13 protein-coding genes are annotated in these 11,195 nt (G+C 48.0%); 4 read left to right on the forward strand and 9 right to left on the reverse strand.

Annotated features, from left to right (window positions below):
• From HY774_26475 to HY774_26500, 6 genes are all read right to left on the reverse strand, one after another.
• Positions 1-630: PPC domain-containing protein (locus tag HY774_26475; protein ID MBI4752049.1), on the reverse strand; the 630-nt coding region annotated here is incomplete at its 3' end.
• Between the two features lie 135 nt (positions 631-765).
• Positions 766-1,365 (reverse strand): GTPase domain-containing protein, encoded by a 600-nt coding sequence (locus HY774_26480; GenBank protein ID MBI4752050.1) that lies wholly within the window; start codon positions 1,363-1,365, stop codon positions 766-768.
• A gap of 113 nt (positions 1,366-1,478) precedes the next feature.
• The gene (locus tag HY774_26485; GenBank protein ID MBI4752051.1) at positions 1,479-2,195 is read right to left on the reverse strand and encodes a hypothetical protein; all 717 of its coding nucleotides are present in this window, start codon (positions 2,193-2,195) and stop codon (positions 1,479-1,481) included.
• The gene (locus tag HY774_26490; protein MBI4752052.1) at positions 2,176-3,387 is read right to left on the reverse strand and encodes a hypothetical protein; all 1,212 of its coding nucleotides are present in this window, start codon (positions 3,385-3,387) and stop codon (positions 2,176-2,178) included. The genes HY774_26485 and HY774_26490 overlap by 20 nt, the downstream gene beginning before the upstream one ends.
• Before the next feature lie 1,292 nt (positions 3,388-4,679).
• Positions 4,680-4,892 carry a hypothetical protein gene (locus tag HY774_26495; GenBank protein MBI4752053.1) on the reverse strand — a complete coding sequence of 71 codons (213 nt, stop codon included), beginning with the start codon at positions 4,890-4,892 and terminating at the stop codon, positions 4,680-4,682.
• A 138-nt stretch (positions 4,893-5,030) separates the two neighbouring features.
• The gene (locus HY774_26500) at positions 5,031-5,432 is read right to left on the reverse strand and encodes an Rrf2 family transcriptional regulator (GenBank protein ID MBI4752054.1); all 402 of its coding nucleotides are present in this window, start codon (positions 5,430-5,432) and stop codon (positions 5,031-5,033) included.
• 188 nt (positions 5,433-5,620) lie between these two features.
• Between HY774_26500 and HY774_26505 the strand changes: the two genes are divergently transcribed.
• Positions 5,621-6,163, forward strand: a complete 543-nt coding sequence (locus tag HY774_26505) for a cysteine dioxygenase family protein (protein ID MBI4752055.1) — start codon at positions 5,621-5,623, stop codon at positions 6,161-6,163.
• A gap of 41 nt (positions 6,164-6,204) precedes the next feature.
• Here the strand turns inward: HY774_26505 and HY774_26510 are convergent, their stop codons facing one another.
• From HY774_26510 to HY774_26520, 3 genes are all read right to left on the reverse strand, one after another.
• On the reverse strand, positions 6,205-6,762 hold the full coding sequence (locus HY774_26510; GenBank protein ID MBI4752056.1) for a hypothetical protein: 558 nt from the start codon (positions 6,760-6,762) through the stop codon (positions 6,205-6,207).
• Positions 6,763-7,051: 289 nt separating this feature from the next.
• On the reverse strand, positions 7,052-7,258 hold the full coding sequence (locus tag HY774_26515) for a hypothetical protein (protein MBI4752057.1): 207 nt from the start codon (positions 7,256-7,258) through the stop codon (positions 7,052-7,054).
• 331 nt (positions 7,259-7,589) lie between these two features.
• Positions 7,590-8,189, reverse strand: a complete 600-nt coding sequence (locus tag HY774_26520) for a hypothetical protein (GenBank protein MBI4752058.1) — start codon at positions 8,187-8,189, stop codon at positions 7,590-7,592.
• A 653-nt stretch (positions 8,190-8,842) separates the two neighbouring features.
• Between HY774_26520 and HY774_26525 the strand changes: the two genes are divergently transcribed.
• The 3 genes from HY774_26525 to HY774_26535 form a co-directional block, all read left to right on the forward strand.
• Positions 8,843-9,799 carry a universal stress protein gene (locus HY774_26525; protein ID MBI4752059.1) on the forward strand — a complete coding sequence of 319 codons (957 nt, stop codon included), beginning with the start codon at positions 8,843-8,845 and terminating at the stop codon, positions 9,797-9,799.
• A 192-nt stretch (positions 9,800-9,991) separates the two neighbouring features.
• Positions 9,992-10,783 (forward strand): YwiC-like family protein, encoded by a 792-nt coding sequence (locus HY774_26530; protein MBI4752060.1) that lies wholly within the window; start codon positions 9,992-9,994, stop codon positions 10,781-10,783.
• A 287-nt stretch (positions 10,784-11,070) separates the two neighbouring features.
• Positions 11,071-11,195: acyl-CoA dehydrogenase family protein (locus HY774_26535; protein MBI4752061.1), on the forward strand; the 125-nt coding region annotated here is incomplete at its 3' end.

Here is an 11,195-nt window from a genome sequence, read left to right on the forward strand (position 1 = left end):
ATACGCCTCGGCTGCCGCCGTCACCAATTGCTCGGCAATCGGAAGCACCTCCTGAAACCGTTCAACACCAAGCAGGATCTTGACCCGGTTTGCAAGCTGGTCATAGTGGATAACGGCAGCGTCATCGGGCTGAGGCGGACGAACTTCCCCCAGCCGAATGGTATATTTCCCCGGTTTGGCCCCTTTTTCCAGCCCACCGACCTCAACTCGATACTTCCCGGCTTCAACCGTCACATGCCGTAGATGTTCTGGTCCCTTGGTTCCATTGGGGCTGTCCATTTCCTGAACCTGTTTCCCAGCCGGGTCAAACAGTCGGACAATGACATCAATCCCTTGTTGCTCAACCTCGATACGGACAAATTGATTGGCTTCAAGCTGCACGGTAAAACTATGCTTTTGTTCGGCTTGCAACTCACGCTCAATGATATCGGTTGCAGAAAGGAGCGTCGGTTCTGCTGTTGCTTGATTTGAAGCTGGATTGTTTTGGACTTTATGGAAAGATATTTCGGTTGAGGCCATGACCTCGATTCTTTCATTCCAAACCAAAAAGCTTGATGGACTGAGTGCTCCACTCACCCAAAGCAAAAGCAAAAGACTCGACTGATGACCAAATCGTGGCTGACGGTTCATGGTTTTTCCGGCTTCTTTGGTTCAGCTTATTCACTGATGATTGTTGATCTCTGTACCAAGTACAAACCGGATGTAAACCACTTCGGTTAGATATCTGGTAAGTTGATTTGGAATCTTGGACATTTTGATCTGACTTTAACGAGCCTGAGACGTAACGGAGGAAGGAACCAGTTTTTCCACCAGGATCCGCAAGGTTTCAGTCACGCCAACACCTTTGGAAGCCGAGGCTTCAACATATGGCAACTGTAGCGGATTAAGTCGAAGTTCCATGCTTTCAATTGTTTCCAGTCTTGGGAAATCACGTTTATTGTACTGAATCACCTGGGGAATGCTTGTCATATCCCGATTGAGGTTGATCATCCAGCTTTTCAAATTCCAGTTGATCGCCGCGTTTGAGTCCATCCGTCCCCGTTGCGAATCAAAAACGATGACTGCTGCATCCATTTCCCGCAACAGGTCGTCTCGGACTGGATCACGATAGGCACTGATCGGAATGGTCTGGATTCGAAACTCTATCGGCTGCACCCCAACCAGCGTGGAATCCATCCCTAACAATGGCAATAACTGACTCCCTTCCAAAATCAGTTCGTTGGTTGTGCTTGATTTCACACCAAACTCTTTTAACGCAAGCATTTGCAAATAACGCAAATTGGCATGCTTTCCAGCCAGAGGAGGGCCTAAATACACAATGTTGAGTTCTTTGGTTTTAAGCCAACGATAAAATGTTTTCCACATGGGAGACTTCACTACATGGGCAAAAACGGAGCAGGATGGTATCAGATGTCAGCTATTTTCCCATAAGATGCTGATACCGGACAACTTCTTTTATTATCGTTTTGGCTTTCAAACTATGTATCTGAACTTTTGGAGGGTGATTCAGGCTTCTTGTCTTCGATTTCGGGTGAATTTGCCAGGGGATGCAGATATCCAATCGAATCACAAAACTGGGGATCCGCCGAAAGCTGCTCCGAGGCTTTGCTGAGCAATAACTCGGTCAACTTTACCCGGCGATATCGGCTGGGCGGCACCAGATAGGTTGCCGTAAATCGCTCCTCAGCGGATTCGGAAAGTGAATAGAACAAATAATTATTCATCAGGCGATCTTCGACCAGCTTGACTCGGGTAAACAAGGCATCATCTTCAAAATAAACGGTTTCTAATTGGACACGCTCTGCTTCAGTCATCTGGCCAAGCAGGTAGCGCTCAATATCTTCATCCTCGATGGCGCCGGGGTCGAGAACCGAAGCAACTGAAGGTTCAGCCACAACTGAAAATCCTGGAACGACGCTTTGAAATAATGTTTTCGCCAGGGCTACTTTTCGGTGACGTCCGTCGGTAGTCAGATAGCCGGTTTCAAACAACACTCGATCAACCTGGGTTAGTTTTCCAAGTACATACTCATCAACGAGTGCATCCTCAGATTGAGAAAGCTGCTCCAGAACGTCAGGGTCGGAAAACAGGGCCTCTTCAAAGAGTTCCGGTGTGATTCCAAGTGCCAGGAGTTGATCTGATTGGCCAAGAAGATAGAAGCGAAAGACCTGAGTATCAAATTTCCAGCCAGTCATCGAGGTCACCTCCTTCCCGCAGTTCGTCAGAGCCTGTTTCAAAAGGCGAGCGGTGAGCCAACCGGAGCCGATGTTCAACGCATTTTTCCAGCTTACTTCGAATGTAGGAAACACTTTGCTGGAGTGCTTTCGCGTCCTTAAACCCAAATTCTTCAATTAACTGACGGCGATATTCAGCCGCGTTCTGGTCGTCCAGAACCTTACAACCACAGTAGCGGAGAATGAGCTTGCGGTGCTCTTCCTTGAGTGACATCAGACATTGGGTTTGCAGGATGCGCACCATATTTGGAGACGGTGCGAGCAAAGGTGCCGGTTCCTGAATTGATTGGGTTGCCTGGGTGTGAAGTTCCATCCAAACCAGTTTGGCAACACCAAGCGTGTAGGCTCTCACATTCTGAATTCGTGTGTCCTGACCGGCAGCGCATTCATCTTCCTGATGAACTTTTTCCGCTACCCGGTTCAATGTTTCATCCGCCGCCCGGCTGACATCAATAAACTGGCCGGTTTCAGAACCATGCCACTGGCGGGCTTCGAAAAAATAAATCAGGCGGTCGCGAAGCTTTTCATATTCTTCGCCAGCCAGTTGCCGGTCCGCATGCAATCGAGTCAGAAGTGAATCGAACTGGTTTTTTTCAACCGATTTGGAGATTGCCAGAAAATGAGCCGCAATTTCGAGGGCAAACGCAACTACGGCTTCGGCTGTCGCTTCGGCTGCCAGTTCTCCGTCAAGAAGGGCAAATCCAAGGCGTTCAATGGTTTGTGTCGTCCACCGATTGGGATTGAGGCGGTGGGCACTGCTGAAAAATTCCCGGAGGTGCTCTTTGAGTTCAGCCCGGCGGTGACGTTGATTGGCTTCGACTTTCCCTAAATGATTAAGGATAAAAGCTTTTCGGTTTTGTTTTTGAACCGGGTCAATCCATTCGCGCAGCACTGCTTGTGTATGGTGAATTGCTTTGTCTTCAAGGTCAGTGAAATCAGCCTGAGCCTCTGTCAGGAACTGGTCACTGGTCTCGATTTCGCGCACGGTCCGTGCCAGGGCAACATCTGCCAGGGCATGCCGGAACTCAAAAGCCTGGGGTGCCACAATCTGGACGAGTTGCCAGTAGAGCGCATTGATCTGGTGTTCATGAGCGCGATACACCGCTGCCCGAGCGGCCAGCGCTTCAAAACTGCGCAGTGAAGCCAGGGTCATAGCATCAAAACCTGTAATCTGGATTTCTGGTATGCAACCTCAAGTTTATCACTGAATAAAACCCTTAGGGAGTCGGATGGAAATATCATACCACCAGGGTTCAGGGTTCAGGGTTCAGGGCCAGATACTCCACGTTGCGTGGTACCCGCCAGTTCCCCAGTCTTCATCTTGAGTGGGATCAGTCAACTCATCGCCGAAACCCTGATATTCATTGTAAACAAAAGGTTTATAATTTCTGGCTCAGGCCATGGCGGAACACGCCCTCACCGCTTTCAAGCATCAACCTCATTTGGGTTGAGGGTGTGTTCCCTTTTTTGTCTTCGACCATTTTTATCCCGCCCTATCAGCCCTCTCCTCTGAAAAATCCCCCGGAAAAACCACGAAACCACATAATCCGCCAGAATGAAAGCCCACCAAAAAACCTTCCCTGCAATAATGCCGGTCTGAAGAGTGGTTTTTATGGTGAATATGAAATTGTGTGGTGCTTGAGCAAATGAAGAAGAAATCAATTTGCCATTTGCACATTGCCTTTTGGTTAAGGGGAACTGCCTCTAAGGGGGAGACAGTTGAGAGAGAGCGAAACAAAAGACAATGGCAAATGGCAAACGCTTGTATAAGTCAGAATTATTTGCTTTTTATCAGATTTGCCCCGCGCTGTCACTCCTCATCAGTGCGTAAATTTTCAAGAATCGAAAATTCATCCTGGCTTGAGCCACCAAAATGCTCCTTATCCTTTTTTCAATGTGCGTTTTAAGGACACTCAGAGATGGCTCGATCAGAATTCAGAAGGTGAAAATCGCGGCAAATTCCGACCGCATATTGCTGCTTCTACCGGATTTTGTGTTGGAGACAAATCAGAAGAACCAATCAGTCAGTACCACCCGCGTCAGTGGGTGGCCTTGCTTGCTTCTACCCCCACCCGCTCACGCGGGTGATACTGACAAGTTCTTTATTTCCAACGTTGACCTGGCATAACACAAAATCCAGACGTTGGGCGGCAATCGTTGGGATGGCATTTTCCAATCCAAACACGACGGTTGACGATCCATCAATTGAAGGCGCGTTCGCCAGATTCGTTAAGCCATAAGTATCATTACATTCAGAATAAAGCTGCCCGGCAAAAAAGCGGCGTAAGTCCTGAGCAATTTAGATGCAATCAATGAACCAGGACCACCAATTGAAAAATTGCTCAGCGCGGAAAGAGGCAAATTTGCTGACCTAAAAAACTTCACGCCGTGGATCCAGAAGCTGAACCCACGGCGCGTGAAGTGATTTTTGTATTCCCGGTGAGGTCAACGATTGGGATGGGTTTTGGCATAATCATAGGCGGTATAGGCTGAAATGAAATGACAAACCCAGCCGAGCATGCCGCCTGTGCCAATCCAGAATCCTGGTGTAATGATCAACCAGATAATTCCCCGGACAAAACAACCGTTGTAAATTTGCCCGACACCAGGAATCAAAAAGCTCAATAAACCAGCCGTTCCAGGATCTCTTTGTGCCATATGCCTCTCCTTTTATATATACAGATGTGAAATGGATTCGTGAAATGGAGTGAAGTGATACCCGGCTTAACGTGATTGCCCAGGGGAGAGTTCAGCTTTTACCAGTTGAACCAAACCATGTCACATCATAAATTCAGATCACAGCAAATCAGCCAGCGTTGTGGTTTCCAGTTTTTGAGCGATGAAGTCGCGCACTTCGCGCAACACGTCAATCATCTTCTGTTCCTTTTCAAGTGGTGTAGCTTTGTAGAAATATTTACTGACCGATTCCGTCGGGGCCAGCGCTCCATCAAAGAGCCGAATCACCTGGGCCAGTGAAATTTCACTGGGATTTCGAGCGAGTCGGTATCCGCCGTGCTGCCCCTTGACACTGGAAACATACCCAGAGCGCTGCATCGCCGACATGATCTGTTCGAGGTACTTGAGCGGGATTTTCTGGGCTTCAGCAATCCGCGCCGATGCAATCGGGCCGTCAGTTTGATTCCGGCCCAGGTAAATTAAAGCAAGCAAAGCATATTCACTACGTGTCGTGAGTTTCATAAAAAGTTTTCCTAGTAAACCAATAGGAATTGTATTATATTGGCCGCCCATTCGCAGTCAGCCATCAAAATCCCTGGTTTCCACAATACACACCCACGTACCTCGCTGGCAATCAGGGATACTTCCAACACCACTCATGCTGTTTTGAACTCGATTCAGCCACAACCTGAACCTTTGAGGGTAGACCTATGTCTTCAACTGTTTCCGTTGATTTACAAACCGATGCTTTGACCATCACCGACTTTGTTCAGCGCCTGACCCAGCTCGACCAGAACGAACGAACACCCGAGGTGATTGCAGCGCTGTTTCAACAAGTTCAAAGCTTTGACCCGGAAGTTGAACTCCACGTCACGTTTTCCAGACAGAAATACACTCGAAACCTGTTTTTTCGAAACGAAGACTTCGAGATTCTGATTATGTGTTGGGAACCAGGCCAGGGAACGCTTATTCACGACCACGATGGCTCATTTACAGTAGATAAAATTTACTCCGGTAGCCTGCACTGTATTGAGTATCAACGAATTCACCCAGATTCATCCAATCTTGAGGAAACCCGCACGACCCAACTCACCCCCGGCGATGTCATGGTGTCGAGTTCCGAGGATATCCACCGCGTTGCCAACATTTCAGACCAGACACCTGCGGTTTCAATCCATCTCTATGCTCCACCACTCAAGCGAATGAATTGCTTTAATTTGGAAACCGGGACAACCTGGATCGTGATTCCTTGATCAGGGTTCAGGCCAGCGATCAATCGGCGGTTTTGGTCAGATCATTCACGACAATAATCAGGAAGGTTGTTGACCTTAAATGGTTGTGTCCAAATGTCATAGCTCTTCTCTGCAAACCCTCCGGTGATGCAGATTTTGAGCTTCACATTCCGTCCATTTTCGAGTTCATCTGAATCCAAAAATATCTTCTGTGTGGAATAGGGGCTGAGTTCCGACGCTCCGAGCCCACCAACATCGCACCAAAAAATGGTTCTCTTTCTCCACCAGCCAAAATGACGGACCTGGTATTGATAAACCGGAGATTCTGGATTATTTCCAAGATAGGAAAAGGTGCGATTTGATTGGTTTTTTAGCTCCAAAACAACCGTTCCAGATCGTTTGCAATACCCGGTTGGAGTCAGGGAGATCAAACCGGGAGAAGGCTCAACACCGGCTTCTTGTTCTTTCACACACTTCAGCGTTTCCTCAAGCACTGCTGGCATCATCAATCGAATATCACAAGTCACCTGAAACCCGTTTGCTTCAATAACCTGGAGTTGCCCTGGCGGTATCAAATCTTTCATTTCGCCATTGGGGGCTCGTTCCTGGGCAACTATCAAATAGCTTCCAGGTGGGACTTCAACCCGAAATTTTCCCTGTGCATTTGTTCGAGAAGAGTAAATACAGGATTCACAATCAGTTTTTTGGAATGAAATGAAATAATCTGCCGCTGGACGGTCACCAAATTTACTTTCAAAGGTGATAGTTCCAGAGAGGATAGTGCTTTTGACAGCTTGGCGAAATGCAGGAACAGGCTGAACTATCAGCTCCAATATCGGCAAAACGAAAACCAGAAGAACCAAAACCTGATGCATAAAAACTCCCCGCTCTTCGTGGGTTGACTACTCACTACTCGCTACTCACCACTCGCTCTTCCTCATACCAGTAACACTGTTTGTGGCCAAGAGCTTCGAAGGCTTTGACCCGCCGAATGGCTTCACCCAACCCTGAAACGGTTTCAATTTTAAATATCTGTCCGTTGTCATCCTGCCGCCGCAGGCTATAGATCGGAAGCGTAATATCTGGAGAAAGCCAGGTCAGATCAGCGGCTCCCATTCCAAGCCAGGCCAAAAATTCATCGAGAACGGCTGGGGTTGTCGGATCATCAGGTACCATTTCAATGGTTGATGTTTCTGGCCAGGGGCTCTGCAAGTGTTGAACCACCATAATTTGTTGACCATCACTTGCCCGCAAAACAACCATATGTGACCAGCCAAGGCCATCTTCGTCAAATTCATCAATGGTCAAATTATGCCCTCGTGCAATGGCAGTCACAGGTTGGTTGATAACAGCCAAGGGACGGTAATTGCCTTTTACACCTGCATTGAGTGGGACTTCTTGAAACTCAATCATAGAAAGTTAGTGAACTACTGACTCCAACCTGATATTACTGATCAAATGCTTCGGAAAGTGGCTTGATTTCGGAAATCACCAGAGTAAACTTGGATTGGAAACAAGCTTGCTTATGATAGTTAAACTTACCACTCACAATCACTTCCGCCATTTTTTGCCGACGATCAGTTTGAAAATCCGTTGCTTGTTGCAGCCAGGGAGCGGTTTCTGGATCCGGCTGAAAATCATCAATGAAGATTATCCTGCAATTGGGATTATCCTGTTCAAGGACACAAGCGGTGTCGGAAAGTATCATTTGATTTGGATAAATGGACAGGATTCCGCTTACAGAAATAGTTTTTCCGTCAAACGGCTGCGGATTGTGGCTTAACCAGCAATAACTGACGATTGTCCGGGTGGGTTTGCGAGAAACGGGTTGTGCAGATTGAGTGCCAGTCAATAAATACAAGAAAACAAGCAACAGCAAGACGTTCAATGGAGTTTTCATGCTGGTGGTTCCCTCCTCCGGCGTCGTTGCTTGTGTTTCCTTCGGGGTGAATTTTGAAATGTTCCCTCTTGAATTGCTGGCTGTGGTTTGTTCCGAAGCCGAATAAGTTCTATTACCAAACCGATGAGTCCAACCACCAGACTGCATACTCCAACAACAGTTAGAAAATGAATTCTTGGGTGAGGTCGCCAGGGAGAATACCCGGTTCCCCACACCACCAACCCAAGCAAGAATCCAGCAATGGCCCACAACCCTACATTGATGACTAACTGGTTCTGATCGCGTGTTTGGTCATATTCTTTGGAAACTTGTGAAATTCCTATTTCACCAATACACATCCCAATGAATTCAAAAAGTCCAGCCAGAAACTCAGCGAAATGCATATCCTGATCTCCTGGGTAACAGTGTTCGACGATATCGAAGCCAGTTCGTGAAGAAAACCAAGCGGAACCTGCCGGTTGCACCTCACTTTACCTTGAAATGCCTCAAATTTCATCTGGAGTTCCAGCTTTTAAGTTTTATTCACGATAATGTTGCAACTCGATAATTGAATAACGGGCAAAAATTACTCAGGTTTATTATCAGAAGCCCTGCCAGTCAGGTTCCATCACACTGGTATGACGGTTGCACTGCGCTTACAAAGTGAGGTTCAAGGCAGAAACGGTGGGGAAAATTTATCAGCCGGGAGCTCTGGTAAAATTTATCAGCCAGACCCAGGTCAAAAATGGTACTCTGGTCTCCCGCACCTGGTTGTTTCCTTTCCCTTTCCAATTCACCTTCTTTGCCAAAGCGAGGCTGGTATGAAAACACAACACATGCGCATTTTGATTGCCTATGACGGTTCACGATGTTCTGACGCCGCTCTGCACGAATTATGGCGGGCTGGATTACCGCAAGTTGCTCAGGTAGTGGTGTTTTCGGTCGCTGAATCGTGGCTGACGCCTCCGACAAGCACCGAACTGGCTGATGCGGCCATGTTGCCCGGCGTCGGTCCGATGCCACAGATTATGGACACTAAAAACTATACTTTTGCCCTGGAAGCCGCCAAAGACCAGGCTGAGTTTGGCACCCGGGTCGTCAGAAACTATTTTCCTGATTGGAAAATTGAATCCGAAGTTCGCCGTGGGTCCCCAGCTTCAGAGATTCTGCACTATGCTGACACCTGGAAAGCTGATTTGATTGTGGTCGGTTCGCATGGCCGCTCGGCAATGGGCCGCTTCCTGATGGGAAGTGTTTCCAAGCGAATTGTGACCGAGGCTCACTGCTCGGTCCGGATTTCCCGCAGCCATTCAGCCGAAGCCTATTCCGCCGTTCGATTACTGGTCGGAGTGGATGGATCAGATAGCTCGCTCAATGCCGTGTGTGCCATTGAAGCCCGTAACTGGCCGAATGAAAGCGAAGTGTGCATTGTGGTGGTTCAGGACCCGATTCAACCAATTGCGGTCACACCTCCCTTTCCTTCAATGCACCCGCACAACGAAGAGCAGGCGGCTGAAGCCCAAACGTGGGCGCGAAACCTGGTTGATAAAACGGCCAAAGGATTTCGCGAAGCCGGGCTCGAAACCTCATCTTTAATCAAAATCGGAGACCCGCGCCGGATTTTGCTTGATGCCAGTGAAGAGTGGAAAGCCGATTGCATTTTCTTAGGAGCACGCGGACTCAGCAAACTGGATCGCCTCCTGCTCGGCAGCGTCTCAACCGCCATTTCGACTCGCGCTCACTGCTCAGTGGAAGTGGTTCGCTTTCGGGAAGAATAAAAAACGTGATTAGTGGTTAGTGGTTAGTGGTTAGTGGTTAGTGGTTAGTGATTAGTGGTTAGTGGTTAGTGGTTAGTGGTTAGAAATCAATACCTTCGAAGCACCAAGCACCAATTTTTCTTCAACCCGATTTCTTTAGCCCCAAGCCATGAGCTTGCGAATCTTCTACCCTGTCTTAATAAGGATGTGCCGATGAGTCTACGAACCAAATTAAAGCTTCCCAAAGAACACGGTGCCTGGGCCATGCTTTATGTCCCAATGGCCGTAGCGATGCTGGTGGCTGAAACGGTCAACTGGTCAGTCCTCTGGCTTGGACTTTCCGCAACGGCTTTTTTTATTGCCCGCGAATCAACTACCGTCTGGTGGAAAACCACACGGAATGGAACTCCGTCTGACACAGCCTTTCGGTACATGGCCGGATATTTGTTGCTCTCAGCCGCATTTGGATTTCCGCTTGTGGTTCTCTCCAAATTGTATTGGCTGATTCCTTTTGCGGTCTTTGGTGTCCTTCTGCTGGCAATCAACACCGTGCAGACGGCGGACAAAGAAGACCGTTCACTATTTGGTGAATTACTGGCTATTCTTGGAATGACTGCCACCGCACCCACCACATTGTATGTGGCCCGTGGAGAGTGGGATTCATCTGCCCTGTGGTTATGGGAGATCAATATTTTGTTTTTTGCCAGCAGTGTGTTTCACGTCAAATGGTTGCTGGCTTCAACCACCACTCGCCGGGCTTCTGAACGTGACCAGGCCAAACAACTTGGGCTACTCTATCACATCCTACTTGGAGTGTGCCTCATCACGGGAATGCTAACCCACAACTTTCCGTTCTGGCTGTGTATTGCCTTTGCACCCGTCATTTTGCGTGCACTGTGGGCCATTGCGCATCCGGTCCAGCGCGTGAACCTGAAACGAGTTGGAATTCAGGAGATTGTTTATTCATTGATTTTTGTCGTGGCGCTGGCTTTTTCGGGAATCTGATTCAGGGTTCGGGGTTTGGAAGGATTGGTTCCTAATACTACAGCAAGGTTTCGGTTTTAATCTGCGAAGCGGGTGTTGGCTACCAACCTGCACTTAATACTACAACGAGGTTTTAATAAAAAACCGAGTTTTGAGCCCAGGAACTGGGCGGCAGGCATTAGCGGTTAGTGGTTAGTGGTTAGAAATCAATACTTTCGAAGAAGAACCAGGCACCAGTCACCAATGACTAACCACTAACCACTAACCACTTGTACTTTCTTCATTCCAGAAAAAGGAGTTAGCTGTCCATGAAATTTACCGAAGAGCATCAGATGTTTCGGGAGTCACTCCGGCGTTTTATCGAAAAAGAAATCAATCCCTATGTGGAGGAGTGGGAACATGCGGAAATCTTTCCAGCCAAAGCTCTCATCGC

Source organism: Acidobacteriota bacterium, from assembly GCA_016208495.1.
Lineage (GTDB): Bacteria > Acidobacteriota > Blastocatellia > Chloracidobacteriales > Chloracidobacteriaceae > JACQXX01.

What these genes read in the sequence shown, in the direction of transcription:
- HY774_26505 (MBI4752055.1), top strand. Translation starts at nt 5,621, where the DNA reads ATGTCTTCAACTGTTTCCGTTGATTTACAAACCGATGCTTTGACCATC.
- HY774_26525 (MBI4752059.1), top strand. Translation starts at nt 8,843, where the DNA reads ATGAAAACACAACACATGCGCATTTTGATTGCCTATGACGGTTCACGA.
- HY774_26485 (MBI4752051.1), bottom strand. Translation starts at nt 2,195, where the DNA reads ATGACTGGCTGGAAATTTGATACTCAGGTCTTTCGCTTCTATCTTCTT.
- HY774_26500 (MBI4752054.1), bottom strand. Translation starts at nt 5,432, where the DNA reads ATGAAACTCACGACACGTAGTGAATATGCTTTGCTTGCTTTAATTTAC.
- HY774_26515 (MBI4752057.1), bottom strand. Translation starts at nt 7,258, where the DNA reads ATGGGAGCCGCTGATCTGACCTGGCTTTCTCCAGATATTACGCTTCCG.
- HY774_26520 (MBI4752058.1), bottom strand. Translation starts at nt 8,189, where the DNA reads ATGCAGTCTGGTGGTTGGACTCATCGGTTTGGTAATAGAACTTATTCG.
- HY774_26495 (MBI4752053.1), bottom strand. Translation starts at nt 4,892, where the DNA reads ATGGCACAAAGAGATCCTGGAACGGCTGGTTTATTGAGCTTTTTGATT.
- HY774_26490 (MBI4752052.1), bottom strand. Translation starts at nt 3,387, where the DNA reads ATGACCCTGGCTTCACTGCGCAGTTTTGAAGCGCTGGCCGCTCGGGCA.
- HY774_26530 (MBI4752060.1), top strand. Translation starts at nt 9,992, where the DNA reads ATGAGTCTACGAACCAAATTAAAGCTTCCCAAAGAACACGGTGCCTGG.
- HY774_26480 (MBI4752050.1), bottom strand. Translation starts at nt 1,365, where the DNA reads ATGTGGAAAACATTTTATCGTTGGCTTAAAACCAAAGAACTCAACATT.